Raw genomic sequence first — 20,543 nt, forward strand, 5'->3', positions numbered from 1 at the left:
CTTTTTACTGGGCTTCTTGCTGGATTCTTTTCATTGTTCTTTTCATTTGTCTGTAAGTGTTTTGTATTTGTTTCATCTGCTGTTCAAGTTTAAGCGTATCATAATAAGCTTTTTTGTTGGTTTTTTTCATTTCCTGTTTCATCTGTTTGATTTGTTGTTTCATCTGCTGCATTGTCTGAGCCATTTTTTGCATATCCTGCTGAACGGCATTAACTCTGGCTCTGGTTCTTGTTCTGGCTCTTGTCTGAGTTTGCTGAGCTTTTTGTGCTTTGTTCATAGAATTTGAACCAAATGAACCACCCGTAATTGAATCTGCGGACATAACGCCACCGCCCATTCCGGCTGATGCACTACCTGAAGCTGAGCCTCCCATGCCGCCCATACCTCCGCCCATTCCTCCGGCAGCTCCGCCGCCGAATGCGAATAGCATTGATGAGCTTAATAATGCGATACTTAATAGTTTTGTTACTTTTTTCATTTTTAACTCCTTTTTATAAGTTATGTAAAATTATAAATGACAGGAGTTAATGAAAAGTTAATGTTAAAATAATTTATTTAAAAGATCTTTGTTTTCTTCAAGATATTTGTCTATAAGTTTTCTTAATTCTTTGCTTGAATCAGAATGTTTGAGTTTAGCTATTTTTTTAAAAGCTTCCCATTTCGATTTTTCTACTTTAAAATTAGCGTTTTTCATTTCTATCATTATTTTACCTTTAAATTTTCATTATTATTTCATTAATATATATTGTTACGTTATTTTATTTAATTTTAGGCTTTTTTGCTATACTTTCACCAAAAAAAGGGTAAAAATGAACGAAAAAGAAATATTTGACAGAGCCGGAAGCAAATGCGAACTATGCGAAAGCGACAACAGCCTTTCGGTTTATGAAGTATATAAAAGCGAAGATAACGACGGGTACGCCCTGCTCTGCGAAACATGTTTGAGTCAGATCGAATCGCAAAATTACGATGAAAATCATTTTAACTGTTTAAACAACGCAATGTGGAGTGAAGTTCCGGCTGTTAAAATTTTAAGTTATAAAATTTGGCAGGCGCTTGGAAGAAGCGATATGACGGATATGATGTATTTAACCGATGAAGAAATGGCAATAGCGAACAAAACTGAAGAAGTTGTAAAAGATTCAAACGGAAACATTCTAAAAGCCGGTGACAGTGTAAGCGTAATTAAAGATCTTGAAGTAAAAGGTGCCGGTAAAACAATCAAAAGAGGTACTGTAGTTAAAAATATCAGAATGTGTGATGTTGATGGACATGTTTCATGTAAAGTAGACGGTATCGGTCAGGTTTATTTAAAAACAGAATTTCTTAAAAAGATCTGATAGGGCAATCCCCTATTTCAGATATTTATTCGCTATCGTTTTAATTTCTTCATATATCTTGTCAAAATCCGCACTGTAAACCCTGGTATCAAAAACCGTAGTCATCAGATTCGTATCACGTTTAAATCTCGGAACTATCTGCAAATGTATATGATCCGGTATCCCTGCACCCGCGTCAAAACCTAAATTCCATCCCATATTAATACCGTGAGCGCCGAAATCTTTTAATATTTTACAGCCTGTCTGAGCCATTTTTGCTATATGGCAGACTTCTTTTTCGTTTAAATCCTCATAGTTTGATACGTGTCTTAAAGGTATAATCATAAAATGTCCGGGATTATAAGGAAATCTGTTCATTACGAAAAAACATATTTCATCCCTGTAAAAAACCTGGTTTTCTTCATCTTTTTCAGGCGTGTTTGCTATATCGCAAAAAACACATCCTGTCTGTTTTTTGACGTGATATTCTCTTCTCCAGGGAGCATAAAGTCTTTCCATTATTTTCCTTTATATATTATATGTATAGATTATATCAAATGTTACCGAGAAGTTCGTTTATTATTTTTTCCCCTTCTTCTTTTGATATTTCGTTGTTTTTTATTTTATTTTTGATGTAAGTAATTTCATCATCCCTTTCTTTAATTAACATAATTAATTCACTCTGTAATTCCTGGATTCTTTTTTTTAAAGTCGGATAAGTAATACCTAGTTTTTCGGCAAGATCTTTTAAATTGCCTCCGGCCAGTATGAGCTCAACTGCGAGTTTTTGGGAGTTTAAGGACAGTTTTGCAAGAAGAGGGAAAGAAAAACCGCCTTCAAAAACTGTATTGCAGTGAGTGCACTTCAACCGTTCAATTTGAAGGTTTGATTTACATACAAAACATTTTGTCATTTTCGAGCCTTTTAATATTGTTAAAATATTATAGGCTATTTTTTAAAATAATTCAAATTTATTAAATATTTTTTTAAATAATTTAAAACAGCACTATTAGTTAAGCGTTAACATCCCCTATTTTGCTTTTGATTGAATTGATTTTCTGTTTTATTCTGTTAGATTTATTTTTTCTTATATCCATTTTGATTGTTGTATATACCCTGTTGCAGTCGGGTTCTAACTGTTTGTATGCGTTATTGATAACTTCCATGGCTTCCTCCATGGTTTCTACTTCAAACACCGTTCCCATAGGAGTCAGCTGATAGTTTATATCGCTTTCTTTAAACATTTTAATTACCCTGCTTACATATTCACTTACACTCTCCCCCTTGTCTGTCGGGAACATGGCAAATTCCACAAGTACGCTCATTTTTCCTCCTTTAAGATTTTTTCTTGGAAATAACACATTTATATTAGTTTTCTTTAAGTTTAAAACAGCATTTAGTTTACTAATTAACTAAAGAATTTCTAATCTGTATATAAGCTATTAAAAACTCAAAAAACATTCTTAATAGGACTTCACATATTATAAAACACATAATACTGATTATTATTAAATATTGCTTTTGTTTTTTGTTTAGTTTATCGTATGAATATTCTTTTAAAACCGGAAAAATATTTTTAAATATTACCGTTTCAAATATTCTGTTTTTTAAAAACAGTATTGTTATAGGTATTCCGATTGCAAAAAGGTAATAAAAAAATATTAATACTTTATCGCTGATAAACGTTTTGAATGTTAAAAAAGTCATACATATAAACTCTTTTTTTGAAATTATAACAATAATTAAAATTTAAGTTTTACGGGTTATAATAAATAAAAAGGTTTGTTATGTTTATAACAGCAAATTACGTTGATATTGTAAATAAAAAAATTTTTCCGGCCAAAATAACAATAAAAAACGGAAAAATAGAGTTTATTGAACGGATTAAGAATGCTGAAAATTATATCCTTCCGGGATTTATTGATGCTCATATCCATATTGAAAGTTCAATGCTGCCGCCCTCTTCTTTTGGTGAAATAATGCTTTCCCACGGCCATGTCGCAAGCGTAAGCGACCCGCATGAAATTGCCAATGTTTTAGGTTTAAAAGGCGTATACTGGATGATAGAGAACGCAAAAGAGACCGCTTTAAAGATATATTTCGGTGCCAGTCCCTGCGTTCCCGCCACTCCGTTTGAAACCAGCGGAGCAAAACTTGGCGTTGAGGAAATAGAAGAACTGTTCAAAAGGGATGATATTTTATACTTAAGTGAAGTAATGAATTTTCCCGGTGTAATAAACGGAGATAAAGATATGCTCTCAAAGATCGCGCTTGCTAAAAAATACAATAAGCGTATTGACGGTCATGCGCCTGGGCTTAGAGGTGAAAATTTGACGAAGTATATAAATGCCGGTATTCAAACGGATCATGAAGCATTTACACTTGAAGAAGGAGAAGAAAAAATAAAAAAAGGCATGAAAATAATTATAAGAGAAGGCAGTGCGGCTAAGAATTTTGAAGCGTTATATCCTCTGATAGACAAATATCCGGATAAAATAATATTTTGCTCCGATGACAGGCATCCTGACGATTTAATTAAAGGCGATATTAACCTGCTCGTAAAACGTTCCCTTCAAAAAGGATGTGATCTTTTTAATGTATTAAAAGCTGCGTGTATAAACCCGGCACTGCATTACGGCCTGGATGTGGGACAGCTCCAAACTGGCGATCCGGCTGATTTTATTATTGTTGACGGTTTAGAAGAATTTAATGTTTTATCCACATACATTAACGGCAAAAAGGTTTATGACTGTGATAAAGATCTTAAATTTAAAGAAGTTTATCCTGTAAATAATTTTAACGCTGAAAAAATTGCTGATATTGATATTAAATCATGTAAAACATACAATGTAATTGAAGCTGTTGACGGTGAACTTATTACCAAAAAACAGAGCCATAAAGGTTTTGTGCCCGATATTGAAAAAGATATACTGCTTTTTTCAGTTACCAACAGATATAAAAGCACTCCTCCGTTCGTAGCTTTGATTAAAGGTTTCGGTTTAAAAAAAGGAGCCATAGCTTCCAGTGTTGCGCATGACTCCCATAATATCGTGGCAGTCGGAAGCAGCAAACAAGAAATGATCAAGGCAATCAATACCGTTATTGAAATGAAAGGCGGAATATGTGCCGTAGAAGGCAACGAGGTAAAAGCTTTAAAACTTGATATTGCAGGGCTTATGAGCAGTGAAAACCCTTATGACGTTTCGAAAAAGTATACTGAAATACAAAATTTCGCAAAAGAGTTCGGATGTACTTTATCGTCACCGTTTATGACGCTTTCTTTTATGGCACTGCTTGTAATTCCGGAAATTAAATTATCAGACAAAGGGCTTTTTGATGTAGAGAAGTTTAAGTTTATTGATTTATGTATTTCCTGAGGATCTGAAAATCTTTTTCATTATGAGCGTAAATAACCGCTTCGCACTCAAAATCGACATTTCTGGAAAAGAACTCTTTATAAATCTGTATTACTTTTTCTTTATCCAGACCGCCGACGCCTGTGCCCATCAAAGGAAGTACAATTTTACACGGGGCGTATTTTTTTATGATATTTTCAATATTGTAAAGAATTTTTTTAACAGTATCATATGTAGGCGAAGGATCAGGCTTTGAGTAATCCATTACGGCTGCATGAATAGCGTATTTAAATTTAGGATTTCCGGGGCAGGAAGTTACTGCCACTTCGCCCTGCTTTATAGGAGCCTGTTTTTTCATCTCGCTTTGCAGATCTTCCGAGCAGTTCATCCGGAATGCCGCAGAAACGCCGCTTCCGAGGAAAAGATCCTTATTTGAAGGGTTTACGATAAAGTCTGATTCTTTTTCATCAAAGATATTTCCCTGTTTTACTGTTATTTTATACATTCAAGTACTTTTTGTTCAATTATCCGTCTGTTTTTAGCCGCGTCTGTTCCGTTAAAAAAGAAATAATGGTCTCCGTTTAACATAATATAATCAGTATTTAACAGTTCCGCCTGTTTTACAACAGCGGCAGGAGGAACGGCCGTATCTTCTTTTCCTCCGAAAACAAGCGCATTTCCTGAATAATTGGAAAATCTGTCCGTAAAATCTTCATCAACAACATTTTTGAAGGTTTCATACATGTTTTCATTCATTTCTTTTGCGTCTTCGCTTACAAAAAATTTCCTAAAAGAGCTCAAACCTAATTTTTTTAGAAGTTTAAATGTTTTTATTTTTACTCTTACTTTTAAAGGTTTCGGCATTACAATACCCGCACTTGCTAAAAGCACTAAAATTTCCGGGTTTAAAAGTGTTGCGACTTTGCCTCCGAAACTGTGCCCTATTATAATATCTTTCGTTAAACCCAGAGAATTTAAAAATTTATCGGTTATTTCAGCATAGTCGCCGGTATTTAAAATATAATTATTGTTTGTAGATTTGCCAAATCCCGGCATATCTATATATACATGCCTGAATTGCTGGAAATTTTCTTTAAAACATTTCATTATTTCTTTATTGCTTCCCCAGCCGTGCAGAAATATAATGTTTTTGTCTTTTCCTGGATTTATGACATCATAGGCTATTTTAAATTTTTTGCCGTTATGTTCAATATCCCTAATTGCCACTTTTTTCTCCGTATTTCGGTTTGAAAATCAAACTTGCGGAATTTATACAGTATCTGATACCGGTAGGTGCCGGCCCGTCTCCGAATATATGTCCCAGATGTCCTCTGCATCTGCCGCACATTGCTTCGATTCTTGTCATTCCTCCGGTAAAATCGGCTTTTTCCAATACTTCTCCTGTAGAAATGTAAAAACTGGGCCATCCGGTTCCGCTGTCAAATTTATGTTCGCTGCTGAAAAGTTCGGCGCCGCAGCATTTGCAGTAGTATATCCCCGGGCTTTTATTGTCCCAGTATTCATTATTAAACGGCGGCTCGGTGCCTTTTTCACAAATAACCCGTTTTTCAAACTCCGTTAGAGTGTTTTTGCAGTTGCACATATAAAACCTTTGATATAATTTTGAAAATTTTATCCAAAATAGGAGTTAAATGAAAGATTTACAATCTTTAAACAGATTAATTGAAGCGTTCGAAGAACTGCCGAGTATCGGGAAAAAATCGGCCACAAGACTGGCCATAAGCATTGCAAAAGACAAATTCAAAGCCTTAAAACTGATAAACGCCATTGAAGACGTGGTTGCAAATATTAAAGAATGCGAAATATGCGGCAATTTCAGCGAACACGAGATATGCGACATATGCAGCGATGAACACAGGGATAAAACGCTTGCCGTTGTTGAAAATTCAAAAGATATCATTACAATAGAAGAAAGCGGAAGTTATAAAGGATATTATTTTGTCTTAAACCATATTGACGATGAAATCATCGAAAAACTTAAAAATATTATCAGGGAAAAGAAAATCGAAGAGCTGATTTTTGCTTTTCCTCCTTCCGTAGAGTCGGAAGCCAGAAGTCTTTATATAGAAGACAAATTAAAAGATTTAAATATTGAATTTACACAAATAGCCCAGGGTGTGCCTACCGGCGTGCATTTTGAAAATGTGGATGTTAATTCCCTCGCTAAAGCAATTAAACAAAGGTTTAAGCTTTAAAGCATCTTTTACCCATATCTTCCGGGTAGCCTCTTTTTTTGGCCGTTTCTTTAGCTTTTTCGGTAACGGTTTTATCGTCTAAATTTTTTATTTCATCTATTTCAATCTGTTTTTTATACGGCGTATTGAACTTTTTATTTAAATCTTTTACAATCGAATCCGCCATTGACGTAACTGTTGAAGCTTTTACCACTTCACATCTTGCATAATTGTTTTCAAAACTTATTTCAACGGCCCTGAGCTCGGCATCTGTTCCGGGAATCTGCTGGGCGCCGTATAAAGGAACGAAAGTCGGTTTGCTGTTTTTAAATTCAGGTATGAATCTGCTTAAATGTTCAATGGCTTTTTTTGCTCTGCTTTCGGCTTCTTCTTTTTCCCATCCTTTTTCTATTTTCTCTATAAAATGTTTAGGAAGTCTGGGATAAGAGCTGTTTTCACTGCTGCTTACCAGACCGTCTTCAAATAAAGTAATATCTTTCGTCATTCCGTGAAGCTGGAATATTCCGTTTGCGTAAGGGGTAAACTGTCCCATTCCCTGGGGAGTGCCCCGTTTACCGTGAAAGATTATTTCCGGCCATGTAAAATTGAAATTCTCATTTTTTACAACGTAAGCGGCTTTAAATTCCGTCAGTTTTTCTCTTTTAAAGTGTAATTTATCGTCAATTATCCCGCTTTTAAATCCGGCGGCATTAATTAAATAATCAAATTCTTCACCGTTGAGTATCCATTTGCCGTCCGCTTTTTTCAGCTCTTTTACTTCTTCATATTTAACAATGTCTTTAGGTTCTAATATCATTTTGGCTATTGCTGCTAGTCTAAATACGTTTACTCCGTATTCCTGAACCAAAATTACGGGATATTTAATATTATCGAGATTTACGTATTTTGCAAAAGGTATCAGCCATTCGTCTGGAGTTTTAGGCACTTTTGGGAGATCTTTCATTTTAAGTTTTTGCAGGTCTTGTTTATAATATAGTCTGTAATACTCATCAGGCTCGCCTAATACTTTATTTTTAGGATCGTTTTCAATAAGTTTTTTATATTCTTTTTTTAAAATTTCCAGTGTTTCGATCAGATCTTTAGGATTTCCCTCATCATTTTTCGGCACGGCTATTACAGTCGGCCTGTAATCAATCGCCTGCGGATACAGTCTGATAAAATCAATAGATTCTTTTAAAAGAGCAATTTTTTCTTTTAGCGTTATTTCCCTGTATAAATTTCCGCCGGCATGAAGATGGCATATAGGCGGACCGCTTACAAGATCATTTTTTTCGAAAAGAGTAACGTTTATACCTAAACTGTCAAGATACATTGCAATACTGCTGCCCGTTATTCCGCCTCCGATAATTGCCGCTTTCATACAACCTCCGCAAGTTTAGTAAATTCATCAATTATTATGTCAGGTTCAAAAATTTTCACATCTTCACCGTAATTGTATCCGTAATTTACCGCTATGGATTTAATTCCCGCTTTTTTTGCAGCGATTATGTCGTTTTTGGAATCACCTATCATAACTGAGTTTTCAGGTTCAAATCCCATTTTTTCGCATACATACAAAAGAGGAAGAGGAGAAGGTTTCTTCTCAGGCAGACTTTCTCCTCCGATATACATTTCAAAATGTCCGTCAATTCCCAGTGTTTTTAATATTTCACCCACGAATTCATACGGTTTGTTTGTTACTATTGCCTTTTTATTGGGCAGTTTTTCAAGAGTTTCTTTAACTCCTGGATAAAGGGAAGTTTTTACGCATACGCTGTTTTTGTAATGGTTTTTAAAAATTTTTAAAGCTTCTTGAAGCAGATTTTGGTCATTTTTATTTTTTAATGCCCTTTCTATCAGTGTTCTTGCACCGTTTCCCAGATAATTCCTTACTTCATCTTCAGTTACGTTATCAATACCGAGTTCATTGAATGTTTTATTAATTGCTTCAGTTAAATCGGGTACCGAATCTATAAGTGTTCCGTCCAGATCAAATATTAAAAGTTTCAAATAATACCTTTTTTATCTGAAATATTATCAAAATTTTACAGCTGAATGGTAAATCTGGCTCCGCCGTTTTTATTTTCTACTTTTATTTTCCCTCCGCAGTGGTCTTCAATAATTATTTTCGAGATATAAAGCCCTATTCCGGTTCCTTTTTCACCTTTTGTTGAAAAATACTGCTCAAAAATATTATTAATTATTTTTTCCGGTATACCACCGGCAAAATCCTGAATGACAAGAGTTTTCCCGTCAATAATGACTTCTATTATTTTTTCGGATTCGTCAGGATACGCCTCTATTGCGTTTTTAAGAATATTTACTACTACCTGTACTATTTCGTTTTCAAATGTTTCAAAACTTTCAAGGTTTTTGATATCTATATTTATTTTGGTTTTTGTTTTTTGAATGTAGCTTTCAAGCAGGGATAAGGAATATTTTGTTATTTTTTCAAAGTCGGTAACTGTTTTTTCGCTGTGAGGTTTAAAAAAGTTTTTAAAATTATTCATTATTTCATTTAAACTTTCTACGTATTTTTTAATTTTTACAGCCGTATCTTCACAAAACTTCTCATTTAAATCGTTTTTGAATATTTTCAGCTGGATTATTGCAGCCAATGAAGATATTGCGCTGATCGGCTGGATCCATTCATGTGAAATAATCGAAAGCAGCTCTCCCATTTGTGCGTGTCTGGACTGCAACATTAACAGTTTGTCTTTTTGTCTGTTTTTTTCAACTTCTTTTTGTACAAGTTTTTGGAGGTTTTTGTTGATGTTTTTCAGTTCTCTTGTTTTATTTGAAAGCTCTTTTTTGTTTTTATAATATTCTATCCAAAGATCCACTCTTAATAAAAACTCTTCAAATACAAAAGGTTTAGCGAGATAATCGTTTGCCCCTTTTTTTAACACTTCTCTTATTAAATCCGGATTTGCTTCTCCTGAAAGAACAATTACGGGCAAATCAATGGTGTTTGTGTTCTCTCTTACTTTTTCCAGTATATCGACTCCGTGGCCGTCCGGAAGGTTTAAATCCAAAATCAAAAGATCATATCTGTTTTTATTTAAAAGCTCCATACCCTCTTTAAACGTATAAGCATTCCGCACATTATAATTTCTTGGAGTTAATATGTTGTTTAACTGTTTGTTTAAAAATTTAGAATCGTCAACTATTAAAATGTTTCCTTTGTTTTCTTCCGATGCGAATTTTATTATTTTTATCAGTTCCAAAAGAGAGAATTTTAAATTTTTATCTTTGATAATATAATCGAGAATACCGTATCTGAAAAGCTCTTCCCTTAAATATTTGTCATCTATTGAGGAGAGCACTACCACTTTTGCATCAGACATTGAATGCAGTTCGTCTAATAGCTCTATCCCCTCACCGTCAGGCAGATGCAGGTCTAAAATGATTAAATCGTAACTGTTGTTTTCAAGATATTTCCAGCTTTCTTTTAGTGTATATGACTGTGTAACGTCAAATCCCAAAGAAGAAAGTTCTTTTTTTAAAAGATTATTCAACATTTTGGAGTCTTCGATAATTAATATTTTCATTCGTATCCTTTCCCCTTTTTCAAATCAATAAAAATTTTACCCAAATTAACTTAAATGACACAAATATTAAAAAAAAGTTATATCAATCAGTAATTCGTTAAAAGTGTTTTTTGAATTCGTTGAGAGTTTTATAGATTTCTATGTCTCCGAGTCTTTCTTCCGGGATTAAAGAAAGATTTTTAATTTCTTCATATTCACGGCCTATGAGACATATTCTAAAATCAAGATTTAAACCGTATTTTAACGCCCAGACCATAAAAATTTCATTTAATGTACCTATACTGCCCCTTTGTGCAATAAAAATTTCACTTCCTTCAATCAGTTTTTTTAATCTTTCAAAGAGATCTTTTGCAGGAATCCGTTTAGTAAGATACGGGTTTTTAGGTCTTATTTCATCAAAATATTCAAGCGTAACACCGATTACTTCCCCTCCGGCTTCATTGACTCCTTTGCTGACAGCCTCCATCAGCCCTCCGTAACCACCGCATTTTACCTTGTAGCCTTTTTCTGCCAAAAATCTGCCGAGTTCCACTCCCTCTTTATAAAGTTCAGGGTCTTCAACCCTGCTTGCACCGAAAGTCGTAGCTGTTTTCATTATGCCTCCTGTAGTTCATCGCGATGAGGTTTCCAGCATTCGTTAAAAAACCTGTTTTCGCTTTTTAGAGTTTTTTCATCACAGTTTTCGATAATGTTTTCTGCCCATTTTTCTATCAGGGCTTTAATCTCGTCTCCCCATTTCATAAAATATCTGTTATAGTCTTCACTGGTATAAATTTTGCCTCCCACATAAGGCAGTCCGTCAACGGCCGGGAGTTTAAATACCCCAAAAGTTTCTTCGTCAAGCTCTTTTTTACCCTGAAACTGTTTAATGACCTCTTCTTTTTCTTTGGCAATACGCTTTTTATGAGAGAGGTTTTTAAAAATTGCGTATTTTGTAGCTTCTGCAATCCCTATTGCTTCCGCTTTCGGTAAATCAAACCCGAGCTTTAATGCCCTGAATTTCTGAAGTGCCGCCATTTTCGGAAAACGGTTTATTCTCATAACATATCCTTTTTTTATATTATACATCTCTCTGAATGCCGTCAATATAAAACCACTTTCCGTCTTTAACAAACCTGCTTCTTTCATGCATTACATAATCATCAATATATGCCTTAAACTCCACATAAGCTTCTTTTTCTCCGTCAATAAATTCAATAATTTCGAGTTTTTTAAATTCACTGTTGCCAAACTCTTTGACAGATCTTTTCCATTCATTAAGATTTTTTTCAAAGTGCGGTGATTCGGGATGAGTTGTTTTTACTATATAATCAGCATTCCCAATAGCATATGCCGTATATCTGCTTTTCATCAGAAGTAAAGCGTTCGGAGCACTTCCGATTTTGTGCCATTTAAAACAGCACTCTTTATACTTTTTACCGCTTCCGCAGGGACAAGGAGAGTTTTTAGATATTTTCATCAAAATCCTTTTCGTAATATGCGTTTTTCCCTGCGCAGGCTATAAATTCGTTTATAATACTTCCGCCTTTGGCGTATATGATGTTTTCAGGTACATCTTCAGTAAACACAACCCTGTTATGATCAATTTTTTGATTTATCCAATTTAACATAATATTATTACTATTTGGATTAATGTATATTTTTTTATCGCGTTGAAACTGCGAATTAAGCGCTTTATCGTGCTTTGCCGTCACTATCTCAAAGGATTTTTCATTGTATTCAAAATCTTCATTTAAAAATTTAAATTTTCCATTATCCGTAAAAAAACCTTCTTTATAAGGAGGTTTGTCAAATACCTTTTTGCGGTATATTTCATCTCCTATTTTTTCCAAATCGGCATTTAATATTTCGTCGATATAATCATCTTCGCTTTTCAAGCCCTTGAACCCGAATTTATCCATTAAATATTCAGTAAGTTCATATTCTGAAATTTTCTCCCCGCCACTCAAAAATCGATTTGATTTTTGAGTGATAACAAATTCGTGAAAATAACTCCCCCTTACATCCTTTTTCTCAAAAAAATCTTTTGTCGGAATAAAAAGCTTGGCAATTTGAGCGGTTTCATCCATATATTTACCAAAAACAACGGTTGTTTTGTTTTTAATTTTTTGCCATTCATGCCTGTTTGGAAAACTTACAAGAGGATTACCTGCCTGTACAAAAACAACATCATAATCATCAAGGTTTACATCCCACAGCGGCACTTTATTTTTATGATTAATACTGAAAGGGTTGTTTATTCCGTATCCGCTGCTTCCGAGAAACGCCACACCTTTGTCTTCTTTTCCAAAATATCCAAGCATATAAAATAAACTGTCAATTGCCCATGTAGTTTTCCAGCATTCTTTACATTTTGCCGTTCCAAGTCCTGTCAATACTGCGGCGCCCTGCTTTATAACTTCAAAAAGTTTCATTAATTCTTCGTTATTTATTCCACATTTTTTCATTAGATCTTTTCTGTCATATGAAAAGACTATTTTTTTATACTCATCAAAATTATCACTAACTTCATATTGCTCACTTTCAATCACCATTTGAGCCAGCAGTATCGCCAAGTAAAAATCGGTATTCGGTTTTACCTGTATGAAAAGATCTGAATTTTTCGCGGTTTTTGTATTTATGGCATCAATGCTCACGATATACTTGTCTTTTATCATTGGAATAAGATGGATGTTTGTTACATACGGATTTCTGCCCCAGATTATTATGTTTTTAGCGTTTTTAATTATCCATGTCGGAAGTATTAGTGATTTTCCACGTCCTTTAATTATCCCCTCTTCACCAAGCCCGTCGCATGTGGAACCTACGGCAAACGTTGCTCCGTAATTCTCAAAAAAGAGCTTTGTTACGTTTTGCATAATCCCCATGTTACCGGAGCCTTTTACAAAAAGCACTCTTTTTGGATCAGTTTTTTTTAATATTTCAGTTAATTTGTCCAGAGCTTTATTTAACATAATATTTTCACTATTGTATTTCGGAGTGGTTTCGGAAGGGAATTTGAAGTAATTGTTCAGCTTCCAGCATAAATAAGGAGTTATTGAATCCCCTTCAAATTTAACTTTTAATTTTTCATTTTTCACTTTTAATTTGCAGGAGTCCCAGCAGTCAAGCGGACAGAACATAAGAAACCTTTTATTTTATTCTTATTGTACCATTTTCCTGAACGATTTTATCTTCTTTAATTAATTCGTTTACAGCCGATTTGAAGGCTTTTTTACTGACTTTGAAGTACTTTTTAATCTCTTCGGGGTCTGATTTGGTGGTTATTTTCATTTCGCCCCATTCTTTTAGAACTTTATAAACTTTATCTTTAACATCATCTCTTGAGCCGATTTTTTGAAGTGAAAGATCAAGTTTTCCGTCCTCTCTTACGTTTTTAATAAACGCTTTTTTCTTTTGCCCCACTCTTACATCTTCAAATATTTCGTTATCAAAAAGCATTCCCTCATACATGTCATCAACTATACATTTGTATCCGAGAGGAGTTTTTGCGATTACTATTATTTTTACTTCATCGTTAACATCATAGTTTTTTGCTTTTTTGATATGCCTTGATAGTTTAGAATCAAGCATTAATCTGTCAGTTTTTTCGTCATATACGATTTTACCTATTACACTATCGTCCTTGTTCAATTGTTTTTTCATATTTCCAAGCGGCATGAAAAGATCCTTCGGCATTCCCCAGTCTACAAACACACCGAACTTTGCTACGTCCACAACCCTGAATACCCCGAATTCACCGTGTTCGTATCTCGGCTTATCGGTGGTTGCCACGTATCTGTCTTCCGAATCGTTATAAATAAACACTTCTATTTCATCGCCTATATTCATATCATCAGTTATGTATCTGTTAGGAAGTAAAACGGTGTCACCGTCAAGGGCTTCAAGGTAAAGCCCCTGAGGAGTTTTTTTGGAGATTTTTAGTCTGTTTAGTGAGCCGAGTTTAAGATATTCTTCAATCATACGTTAAACCTGAAATGCATTACGTCCCCGTCTTGAACCACATAATCTTTACCTTCAAGTCTCATGGCACCTGCTTCTTTTGCACCCTGCTCTCCGCCGTATTTTATAAAGTCTTCATAGCTTATAACTTCCGCTCTAATGAAACCTTTTTCAAAGTCTGTATGAATTACACCTGCGGCCTGAGGTGCTTTTGTTCCTCTTTTAATAGTCCAGCTTCTAACTTCGATTTTTCCGGCTGTAAAATAGCTGATAAGATCAAGTTTTTCATACGCTTTTCTGATAATCTGATCAAGCCCGCTCTCTTTAGCTCCCAGACTCTCTAAAAATTCATGTCTTTCCTCGTCACTCATATCAACCATTTCTTCTTCAAGTTTTGCACACAGTTTAATTACTTCCCTTCCGTGTTTAGCTGCATATTCTTTTAATGCTTTTACGTATTCGTTATCTTCCGCTAAGCCTTCTTCATCTACATTCGCACCGTAAAAGATCTCTTTGTTTGTAAGGAAGCTAAGCTCTCTTTCTATTACTTTAAACGCTTCTTCGTCTTTTTTAGGGAATGTTTTTACAGGGTTTCCTTCACTGATCCATTCCATCAGTTCATTTGCAAGTTCAAGCTGAGCTTTGGCGTCTTTGCTGCCTTTTGCCTGTTTTTGAAGTTTTGCTATTCTTTTTTCAAGCGTCTGCATATCCGCATATAAAAGTTCCTGTTCGATTATTTCAACGTCTCTTATCGGATCTACGCTGTTTTCTACATGTATAACGTTATCGTCTTCAAAACATCTTACCATGTGTAAAATAATATCCGTTTCTCTAATGTTGGCCAAAAACTGGTTTCCAAGCCCTTCACCTTTGCTCGCACCTTTTACAAGTCCTGCAATATCAACAAATTCGATTGTAGAGTACTGAATTTTATCAGGGTTTACAATTTTCGCAAGCTCTTCGATTCTCTCATCCGGAACCGGTACTATTGCCTTATTCGGCTCAATAGTACAAAACGGATAGTTTTGAGCTTCTGCATTTTGTGTTTTTGTAAGTGCGTTAAAAGTAGTAGATTTTCCGACATTCGGAAGTCCGACAATACCAACTTTCATTAAAATCCTTTTTTGATGAAATTATATCGAAATAAGGCAGTAAATATATGGAAAAGTTAAAGGAAGCTATGGTTATTGGGATGGTTAAGGTTATTAAGGTTTTTTAACTAACCTTAATAACTTAAACAACTTTAAAAACTTATAAATCAAAGAGATTTAAGAAGCGTTATAAACGTATCCACCCCGAAACCGCTTGCGCCGTGAGGGTTGAATCCCCATGGTTTTTCCACAAACGCAGGTCCTGCGATATCAAGATGAGTCCATTTTTCTTTGTTTTCATCTTCAATAAATTCGCTTAGGAAAAGTCCTGCTGTAAGTGCTCCTCCGTATCTGCTTGAAGCAATGTTGCATATATCGGCAATTTCGCTTTTTAAAAGTTTTGGCAGGTATTTGTTAAACGGCAGGTATGCGAAATGCTCACCCGTTTTTTCTCCGGTATTTATGATGTTTTCGATTCTTTCTTTTTCAAATCCCATAACTCCGCATGTATATTCTCCTACACCCACAACACAGGCACCTGTAAGCGTTGCAAAGTCATATATTTCATCAAAATTTTTGATGTTTTCCTGAGCGTAGCACAGACAGTCAGCCAAAACGAGTCTTCCTTCCGCATCTGTGTTTCTGACTTCTATAGTTTTTCCGTTTTTAGCTTTTAGTACATCGTCAGGCTTGTATGCGTTTCCGCCTATCATATTTTCAGCCGCACCGAGTATTGCGTGAACTTCCACGTTTAGACCCAGCTCGCTGATGGCTTTAATTATCCCAAGTACTGTAACAGCACCTGATTTGTCACTTTTCATTGTTACCATAAAGTCACTCGGTTTAAGGCTTAGTCCACCGCTGTCGTAGCATAAACCTTTTCCGACTAAAACGATTTTTCTTTTGGCGTTTTTAGGTTTGTAGGCCAGATGAATGAGTCTCGGAGGATTGCTGCTTGCTTTTGCAACGCTGTAGAATGCATGATATCCGTTTTCAAACAGATAGTTTTCATCGTAAATATTGCATTCAAGTTTGTTTGTTTTAGCTACATCTTCGGCAATACTTGCAAGTTTTGCAGGTGTAAGCTCATCAGGTACCGAATTAATTATATCCCTTACAAAATTAACAGCCTCTGCTCTTACTTTTGCTTCTTTAATAATTTTGTCAAAATCCCTTTTTGAATTAATTGCTATTTTTTTAATCGGATGTTTTGCTTTTTTGCTTTTATATTTGTCAAACTCATAATCCCCAAGCATAAATCCTTCAAAAAACGCAACTAATACATCTTCGTTTTTAGTATTCGGAGGTGTAATTTCCACGCTTTCAAATTTATACTTTTTAAGAGATTTAATTATTGTGGCGGTTGCGGTTTTAATGTTTTCCGGATTAAGTGATTCTATTCCTACATAAATTCTTTTTTTCTCAGGTAAAACCAAAACTTCCCCGTCTTTTCCTTCAAACCCGTATTCTTCAAATTTTTTAGATCCGTCAATTACAATCTCGGCTTTAACCTCGCCTTTTCCTTTTATAAATTCCATATAAACTCCTTATATTGTATTTGCGTAATTATAGTAAAAATAGATTGGTTTGTGCTAATTACTTCAACACCCACGCCGAATTATGTTTTTCAAATCCGATTTTAGGATAAAATCCAATTGCGGCGGGGGCTGAAAGCAGGATAATTTTACAATTTTTATGAAGGGATTTTTTTAGTTTGGAAATAAGAGTTTTTCCTATTCCCTGATGTTGGTAATCTTTATCCACAGCGAGATCTGAAAGATAGCAGCAGTAATGGTAATCCGTAACGGCTCTTGCGATTCCGACTATTTTTTCGCTATCGTAAGCTGTTATTATAATATCTGCGTTTTTAAGCATACCTGTGATAACCTCTATATCATCAACAGGTCTTCTTTCTCCTAAACCGGAACGGTTTAAAATATCTATAAAGTCCTCAACTGAAATTTCAGGCTTTATTTCGTATTCAATCATTTCTGATTAGCCGCTCTTCTTCTTTCTCTTTTCTGGTCTTCAAGTCTGTTTAAATACCAGAGTGTTCCGAGTGCAAATACGGCAAATGCAAGTCCGAAATACCAGTGGTGTTTTAGCCATTTGATAATATTTAGTATTTCTTCTCCGAAAATATAACTCGGAATAATAGTAACGCTTGCCCATACAAATGCGCTTATAAGGTTTATGACTGCGTATTTTTTAGGGTCGTAACCGCTGATACCTATAGCCATAGGAATAATTGTTCTCATTCCGTATATGAATCTTTGTATAAAGATAACCCATCCTCCGTATTTTCGAAGAAGCAGCCTCGCTCTTGCGAATTTAGTCCTATGGGCGTGAAGTTCTTCTAAAACCCATTTTTTATTAAGTTTACCAAGATAAAAATAAATCTGATCTCCCACAAATCCTCCAAGTGCCGCTACGACAATAGAATAAAACAGGTTCATATCTCCCGTGTGAGATAAAACACCGGCCATTACAAGTCCAGTTTCACCTTCGGCAATAGACCAGAAAAATAAAATAATATATCCATATTCTTTTAATAAATGTACGAGGTTTTCTTCTGTAAAAAATTCTTTTATTGTATGAAAGTCAAATCCGTAAAGAAACGTGGCGAAAATGAGGATTAAGAAGAGGTATTTTTTCATAATCAATCCTCAAAATGCAAGATATTTTTTGCCTGCATCATATCTTTGTCACCTCTTCCGGAGAGGTTTACGATTACAAGTTTGTTTTTTATATCTTTTAGTTTTTTTAGATACGCTACTGCATGAGAGCTTTCGAATGCGGGAATAATTCCTTCTTTTTGCGAAAGCCATACAAATGCGTCAAGAGCTTCTTTGTCTGTTATATAATCGTATTTTACATTGCCTTTTTCAAAATGAAACGCATGTTCAGGGCCTATTCCTGGGTAATCTAGACCTGCTGAAATAGAATAAGCTTCTTTTATCTGACCGTCTTCGTCCTGAAGCAGATAGCTCATCTGTCCGTGCAGCACTCCAGGAGCTCCTTTAAGAAGGCTGGCTCCGTGTTTGTCTGTTTCTACTCCCATACCTCCGGCTTCGATACCTATACACTGAACACCCTCTTCTTCAAGAAAGTGGGAGAAAACACCCATAGCGTTGCTTCCGCCGCCTATGCATGCAATTACATAATCCGGAAGCCTGTTTTCTTTATTTAGTATCTGAGCTTTTGCCTCATATCCGATTATTGCCTGAAAATCCCTTACCATCATAGGATACGGATGAGGACCTGCCACTGTTCCAATTACGTAAAATGTGTCTCTTGCGTTTGTCACCCAGTATCTTATTGCTTCGTTCATCGCGTCTTTTAAGGTTCTGCTGCCGCTTTTAACGGCATGTACTTTAGCTCCTAAAAGTTTCATTCTGAATACATTTAGTTCCTGTCTGTGAACGTCTTTTTCTCCCATAAACACTTCGCATTCAAGTCCGAAAAGCGCAGCGGCAGTAGCTGTGGCCACACCGTGCTGTCCGGCTCCGGTTTCCGCTATCACTCTTTTTTTGCCCATTTTTTTAGCAAGCAGTACCTGAGCGATTGTATTGTTTACTTTGTGAGCTCCGGTATGATTTAAGTCTTCTCTTTTTAAATATATTTTGGCGTTAAGCTCTTTGCTTAAATTTTCCGCAAAATAAAGAGGAGACGGACGGCCGATGTATTCCTTAAAATAATAATCCATTTCTTTCCAGAACTCCTGGTCGAATCTTATGTTTTTATAAAATTCTTCAAGTTCCAATAATACCGGCATTAAAGTTTCAGGAACGTATCGCCCTCCGAATTTATCAAAATGCCCTTTATCGTCAGGGTCAAAAATCGGTTTTGGTATATACATATAACTGTCCTTCTTAAAATTTTGAATATATTAATATTTAACCAGGCTGTCTACATTTACACCCAAGTCTTTGATTTTTTGCGCTCCGTCTAGAAACGTAAGCTCGATAATAAATGCGGCAGCTTCAATACGCCCTCCGACTTTTTCGATAAGTTTGACGGCCGCTTCGGCTGTCCCTCCCGTTGCAATCAAATCGTCTATTAACAAAATTTTTGGATTTTTGATGTTTCTAAAAGCGTCAATATGTATTTCTATTTCGTCGAATCCGTATTCCAAAGCATATTTTTCAGCCACAGTAGTATACGGGAGTTTCCCTTTTTTTCTGAGAGGAACGAAACCTTTTTTTATTTTAGCAGCAACTGCAGCGCCGAAAATAAATCCTCTGCTTTCTATTCCGCACACAAAATCTACATTTTTATACTTTTCACTAAAGTAATCTATTACTTCACTAAAAAGCATTCCGTCATTGAGAAGAGTGGTTATGTCTTTAAATAAAATACCTTTTTGTGGATAATCAGGTATGTCTCTTATAGCTTTTTGAACTTTTTCAGCCAGATTCATTAATTCTCCTTGTTTTAAACGTTAAAAAATCAAAAAAGATTTTTTTAACGGATTACTTAACTTTTTCTAAATAATCGCCTGTTCTTGTGTCTACTTTGATTTTATCGCCTTCTAATATATGGCAAGGGACAGTCACTACCGCACCAGTTTCTACAGTTGCAGGTTTTCTGCAAGCGCCGCTTCTGTCTCTGTTGCTGACCGGCTGTGTTTCAACCACTTCAAGCTCAACAGTCTGAGGAAGCTCTACTCCGATAACTTTACCGTTATGGAACAGTACGTCAACGTTCATACCTTCAAGTAAGAAACCTTTGCTTTCTTCAAAGACTTTTACGTCAATAGGAATCATTTCAAACGTTTCATTGTCCATAAAGTAATAAATTTCACCTTCATTGTAAGAGTATTGATATTTTCTTCTTTCCAGATTAGGCTCGTCGGCTTTGTCTCCTGCGTGGAAAGTTTTTTCTATAACTCTTCCGTCTATAAGGTTTTTAAGCTTTGTTCTTACAAACGCCGCACCTTTTCCCGGTTTAACGTGATGATAATCAACGATTTTATAAGGAATACCGTCTAATTCGATATTTAGGTATTTTTTAAGATCGCTCATGCTGTATGCCATTGTTTCTCCTTAACATAATAATTTTACTTTATTTCACCAACTAAATTCTTATC

General features: G+C 35.2%; 27 protein-coding genes. 3 read left to right on the plus strand and 24 right to left on the minus strand.

What is annotated here, in order from left to right:
- Positions 1–4: 4 nt before the first annotated feature.
- Both ACZ5EP_RS02785 and ACZ5EP_RS02790 read right to left on the minus strand, forming a co-directional pair.
- A complete protein-coding gene (locus tag ACZ5EP_RS02785) occupies positions 5–478 on the minus strand; it encodes a hypothetical protein (RefSeq protein WP_464509347.1) in 474 nt (157 codons plus the stop codon).
- 63 nt (positions 479–541) lie between these two features.
- A complete protein-coding gene (locus tag ACZ5EP_RS02790; protein WP_168175710.1) occupies positions 542–703 on the minus strand; it encodes a hypothetical protein in 162 nt (53 codons plus the stop codon).
- Positions 704–809: 106 nt separating this feature from the next.
- Between ACZ5EP_RS02790 and ACZ5EP_RS02795 the strand changes: the two genes are divergently transcribed.
- Positions 810–1,340: a PhnA domain-containing protein gene (locus tag ACZ5EP_RS02795; RefSeq protein ID WP_127680400.1), complete on the plus strand. Its 531-nt coding sequence runs from the start codon at positions 810–812 to the stop codon at positions 1,338–1,340.
- 12 nt (positions 1,341–1,352) lie between these two features.
- On the opposite strand, the gene ACZ5EP_RS02800 is transcribed toward ACZ5EP_RS02795, so the two are convergent.
- The 4 genes from ACZ5EP_RS02800 to ACZ5EP_RS02815 form a co-directional block, all read right to left on the minus strand.
- Entirely contained in the window at positions 1,353–1,838 is a 486-nt protein-coding gene (locus ACZ5EP_RS02800; RefSeq protein WP_127680398.1) for an HIT family protein, read from the minus strand.
- A 34-nt stretch (positions 1,839–1,872) separates the two neighbouring features.
- Positions 1,873–2,232 (minus strand): DUF2089 family protein, encoded by a 360-nt coding sequence (locus ACZ5EP_RS02805; protein WP_127680396.1) that lies wholly within the window; start codon positions 2,230–2,232, stop codon positions 1,873–1,875.
- 100 nt (positions 2,233–2,332) lie between these two features.
- Positions 2,333–2,644, minus strand: a complete 312-nt coding sequence (locus ACZ5EP_RS02810) for an MTH1187 family thiamine-binding protein (RefSeq protein ID WP_464509348.1) — start codon at positions 2,642–2,644, stop codon at positions 2,333–2,335.
- Between the two features lie 79 nt (positions 2,645–2,723).
- Positions 2,724–3,026: a DUF4282 domain-containing protein gene (locus ACZ5EP_RS02815; protein ID WP_464509349.1), complete on the minus strand. Its 303-nt coding sequence runs from the start codon at positions 3,024–3,026 to the stop codon at positions 2,724–2,726.
- Between the two features lie 80 nt (positions 3,027–3,106).
- Here ACZ5EP_RS02815 and ade point away from each other — a divergent pair, with 80 nt between their 5' ends.
- Positions 3,107–4,696, plus strand: a complete 1,590-nt coding sequence (gene ade, locus ACZ5EP_RS02820; protein WP_464509350.1) for an adenine deaminase — start codon at positions 3,107–3,109, stop codon at positions 4,694–4,696.
- On the opposite strand, the gene ACZ5EP_RS02825 is transcribed toward ade, so the two are convergent.
- Genes ACZ5EP_RS02825 through msrB form a run of 3 tightly spaced genes read right to left on the minus strand, consistent with a single transcriptional unit; the run spans position 4,674 to position 6,278 of the window.
- Complete coding sequence (locus ACZ5EP_RS02825; RefSeq protein ID WP_464509351.1) at positions 4,674–5,180, minus strand: macro domain-containing protein; 507 nt, start codon at positions 5,178–5,180, stop codon at positions 4,674–4,676. The two genes, ade and ACZ5EP_RS02825, sit on opposite strands and share 23 nt — an antisense overlap.
- The gene (locus ACZ5EP_RS02830) at positions 5,168–5,902 is read right to left on the minus strand and encodes an alpha/beta fold hydrolase (RefSeq protein WP_464509352.1); all 735 of its coding nucleotides are present in this window, start codon (positions 5,900–5,902) and stop codon (positions 5,168–5,170) included. Before ACZ5EP_RS02830 ends, ACZ5EP_RS02825 begins: the two co-directional genes overlap by 13 nt.
- Positions 5,892–6,278 carry a peptide-methionine (R)-S-oxide reductase MsrB gene (msrB, locus tag ACZ5EP_RS02835; protein ID WP_127680384.1) on the minus strand — a complete coding sequence of 129 codons (387 nt, stop codon included), beginning with the start codon at positions 6,276–6,278 and terminating at the stop codon, positions 5,892–5,894. The genes ACZ5EP_RS02830 and msrB overlap by 11 nt, the downstream gene beginning before the upstream one ends.
- Positions 6,279–6,327: 49 nt before the next feature.
- On the opposite strand from msrB, the gene recR reads away from it, so the two are divergent.
- Positions 6,328–6,891, plus strand: a complete 564-nt coding sequence (gene recR, locus ACZ5EP_RS02840; RefSeq protein WP_464509353.1) for a recombination mediator RecR — start codon at positions 6,328–6,330, stop codon at positions 6,889–6,891.
- On the opposite strand, the gene ACZ5EP_RS02845 is transcribed toward recR, so the two are convergent.
- The 15 genes from ACZ5EP_RS02845 to efp form a co-directional block, all read right to left on the minus strand.
- Entirely contained in the window at positions 6,881–8,251 is a 1,371-nt protein-coding gene (locus ACZ5EP_RS02845; RefSeq protein ID WP_464509354.1) for an FAD-dependent oxidoreductase, read from the minus strand. The genes recR and ACZ5EP_RS02845 overlap by 11 nt on opposite strands.
- On the minus strand, positions 8,248–8,880 hold the full coding sequence (locus ACZ5EP_RS02850) for a phosphoglycolate phosphatase (RefSeq protein ID WP_464509355.1): 633 nt from the start codon (positions 8,878–8,880) through the stop codon (positions 8,248–8,250). Before ACZ5EP_RS02850 ends, ACZ5EP_RS02845 begins: the two co-directional genes overlap by 4 nt.
- 35 nt (positions 8,881–8,915) lie before the next feature.
- A complete protein-coding gene (locus ACZ5EP_RS02855) occupies positions 8,916–10,421 on the minus strand; it encodes a response regulator (RefSeq protein ID WP_464509356.1) in 1,506 nt (501 codons plus the stop codon).
- A gap of 97 nt (positions 10,422–10,518) precedes the next feature.
- Positions 10,519–11,016, minus strand: coding sequence for an LOG family protein (locus ACZ5EP_RS02860; RefSeq protein WP_464509357.1), 498 nt, complete (start codon positions 11,014–11,016; stop codon positions 10,519–10,521).
- Positions 11,016–11,462: a hypothetical protein gene (locus ACZ5EP_RS02865; RefSeq protein ID WP_464509358.1), complete on the minus strand. Its 447-nt coding sequence runs from the start codon at positions 11,460–11,462 to the stop codon at positions 11,016–11,018. The genes ACZ5EP_RS02860 and ACZ5EP_RS02865 overlap by 1 nt, the downstream gene beginning before the upstream one ends.
- A gap of 19 nt (positions 11,463–11,481) precedes the next feature.
- Positions 11,482–11,880, minus strand: coding sequence for a YchJ family protein (locus tag ACZ5EP_RS02870; protein ID WP_464509359.1), 399 nt, complete (start codon positions 11,878–11,880; stop codon positions 11,482–11,484).
- The gene (locus ACZ5EP_RS02875) at positions 11,867–13,543 is read right to left on the minus strand and encodes a molybdopterin-dependent oxidoreductase (protein ID WP_464509360.1); all 1,677 of its coding nucleotides are present in this window, start codon (positions 13,541–13,543) and stop codon (positions 11,867–11,869) included. The genes ACZ5EP_RS02870 and ACZ5EP_RS02875 overlap by 14 nt, the downstream gene beginning before the upstream one ends.
- Before the next feature lie 10 nt (positions 13,544–13,553).
- Complete coding sequence (locus ACZ5EP_RS02880) at positions 13,554–14,384, minus strand: CvfB family protein (protein WP_464509361.1); 831 nt, start codon at positions 14,382–14,384, stop codon at positions 13,554–13,556.
- The gene (gene ychF, locus ACZ5EP_RS02885; protein ID WP_015902419.1) at positions 14,381–15,475 is read right to left on the minus strand and encodes a redox-regulated ATPase YchF; all 1,095 of its coding nucleotides are present in this window, start codon (positions 15,473–15,475) and stop codon (positions 14,381–14,383) included. The genes ACZ5EP_RS02880 and ychF overlap by 4 nt, the downstream gene beginning before the upstream one ends.
- Before the next feature lie 146 nt (positions 15,476–15,621).
- Positions 15,622–16,992: a leucyl aminopeptidase gene (locus tag ACZ5EP_RS02890; protein WP_464509362.1), complete on the minus strand. Its 1,371-nt coding sequence runs from the start codon at positions 16,990–16,992 to the stop codon at positions 15,622–15,624.
- A gap of 58 nt (positions 16,993–17,050) precedes the next feature.
- Entirely contained in the window at positions 17,051–17,443 is a 393-nt protein-coding gene (locus tag ACZ5EP_RS02895) for a GNAT family N-acetyltransferase (protein WP_464509363.1), read from the minus strand.
- Positions 17,440–18,111, minus strand: a complete 672-nt coding sequence (locus tag ACZ5EP_RS02900) for a DedA family protein (RefSeq protein WP_464509364.1) — start codon at positions 18,109–18,111, stop codon at positions 17,440–17,442. The genes ACZ5EP_RS02895 and ACZ5EP_RS02900 overlap by 4 nt, the downstream gene beginning before the upstream one ends.
- A 2-nt stretch (positions 18,112–18,113) precedes the next feature.
- Positions 18,114–19,313, minus strand: a complete 1,200-nt coding sequence (gene trpB, locus ACZ5EP_RS02905) for a tryptophan synthase subunit beta (protein ID WP_464509365.1) — start codon at positions 19,311–19,313, stop codon at positions 18,114–18,116.
- Between the two features lie 30 nt (positions 19,314–19,343).
- The gene (locus ACZ5EP_RS02910; RefSeq protein ID WP_464509366.1) at positions 19,344–19,874 is read right to left on the minus strand and encodes an adenine phosphoribosyltransferase; all 531 of its coding nucleotides are present in this window, start codon (positions 19,872–19,874) and stop codon (positions 19,344–19,346) included.
- A 52-nt stretch (positions 19,875–19,926) separates the two neighbouring features.
- Entirely contained in the window at positions 19,927–20,490 is a 564-nt protein-coding gene (efp, locus tag ACZ5EP_RS02915) for an elongation factor P (RefSeq protein WP_127680348.1), read from the minus strand.
- Positions 20,491–20,543: the final 53 nt, after the last annotated feature.

It is taken from the genome of Nautilia abyssi (assembly GCF_055388085.1).

Bases quoted from the DNA above. Each gene is read 5' to 3' on its own strand.
- ACZ5EP_RS02845 (WP_464509354.1), bottom strand. From the start codon at position 8,251: ATGAAAGCGGCAATTATCGGAGGCGGAATAACGGGCAGCAGTATTGCA.
- ACZ5EP_RS02910 (WP_464509366.1), bottom strand. From the start codon at position 19,874: ATGAATCTGGCTGAAAAAGTTCAAAAAGCTATAAGAGACATACCTGAT.
- msrB (WP_127680384.1), bottom strand. From the start codon at position 6,278: ATGTGCAACTGCAAAAACACTCTAACGGAGTTTGAAAAACGGGTTATT.
- ACZ5EP_RS02855 (WP_464509356.1), bottom strand. From the start codon at position 10,421: ATGAAAATATTAATTATCGAAGACTCCAAAATGTTGAATAATCTTTTA.
- ACZ5EP_RS02815 (WP_464509349.1), bottom strand. From the start codon at position 3,026: ATGACTTTTTTAACATTCAAAACGTTTATCAGCGATAAAGTATTAATA.
- ychF (WP_015902419.1), bottom strand. From the start codon at position 15,475: ATGAAAGTTGGTATTGTCGGACTTCCGAATGTCGGAAAATCTACTACT.
- ACZ5EP_RS02860 (WP_464509357.1), bottom strand. From the start codon at position 11,016: ATGAAAACAGCTACGACTTTCGGTGCAAGCAGGGTTGAAGACCCTGAA.
- trpB (WP_464509365.1), bottom strand. From the start codon at position 19,313: ATGTATATACCAAAACCGATTTTTGACCCTGACGATAAAGGGCATTTT.
- recR (WP_464509353.1), top strand. From the start codon at position 6,328: ATGAAAGATTTACAATCTTTAAACAGATTAATTGAAGCGTTCGAAGAA.
- ade (WP_464509350.1), top strand. From the start codon at position 3,107: ATGTTTATAACAGCAAATTACGTTGATATTGTAAATAAAAAAATTTTT.
- ACZ5EP_RS02800 (WP_127680398.1), bottom strand. From the start codon at position 1,838: ATGGAAAGACTTTATGCTCCCTGGAGAAGAGAATATCACGTCAAAAAA.
- ACZ5EP_RS02895 (WP_464509363.1), bottom strand. From the start codon at position 17,443: ATGATTGAATACGAAATAAAGCCTGAAATTTCAGTTGAGGACTTTATA.
- ACZ5EP_RS02785 (WP_464509347.1), bottom strand. From the start codon at position 478: ATGAAAAAAGTAACAAAACTATTAAGTATCGCATTATTAAGCTCATCA.
- ACZ5EP_RS02890 (WP_464509362.1), bottom strand. From the start codon at position 16,992: ATGGAATTTATAAAAGGAAAAGGCGAGGTTAAAGCCGAGATTGTAATT.
- ACZ5EP_RS02865 (WP_464509358.1), bottom strand. From the start codon at position 11,462: ATGAGAATAAACCGTTTTCCGAAAATGGCGGCACTTCAGAAATTCAGG.
- ACZ5EP_RS02825 (WP_464509351.1), bottom strand. From the start codon at position 5,180: ATGTATAAAATAACAGTAAAACAGGGAAATATCTTTGATGAAAAAGAA.
- ACZ5EP_RS02875 (WP_464509360.1), bottom strand. From the start codon at position 13,543: ATGTTCTGTCCGCTTGACTGCTGGGACTCCTGCAAATTAAAAGTGAAA.
- ACZ5EP_RS02790 (WP_168175710.1), bottom strand. From the start codon at position 703: ATGATAGAAATGAAAAACGCTAATTTTAAAGTAGAAAAATCGAAATGG.
- ACZ5EP_RS02795 (WP_127680400.1), top strand. From the start codon at position 810: ATGAACGAAAAAGAAATATTTGACAGAGCCGGAAGCAAATGCGAACTA.
- ACZ5EP_RS02880 (WP_464509361.1), bottom strand. From the start codon at position 14,384: ATGATTGAAGAATATCTTAAACTCGGCTCACTAAACAGACTAAAAATC.
- ACZ5EP_RS02900 (WP_464509364.1), bottom strand. From the start codon at position 18,111: ATGAAAAAATACCTCTTCTTAATCCTCATTTTCGCCACGTTTCTTTAC.
- ACZ5EP_RS02810 (WP_464509348.1), bottom strand. From the start codon at position 2,644: ATGAGCGTACTTGTGGAATTTGCCATGTTCCCGACAGACAAGGGGGAG.
- ACZ5EP_RS02870 (WP_464509359.1), bottom strand. From the start codon at position 11,880: ATGAAAATATCTAAAAACTCTCCTTGTCCCTGCGGAAGCGGTAAAAAG.
- ACZ5EP_RS02805 (WP_127680396.1), bottom strand. From the start codon at position 2,232: ATGACAAAATGTTTTGTATGTAAATCAAACCTTCAAATTGAACGGTTG.
- efp (WP_127680348.1), bottom strand. From the start codon at position 20,490: ATGGCATACAGCATGAGCGATCTTAAAAAATACCTAAATATCGAATTA.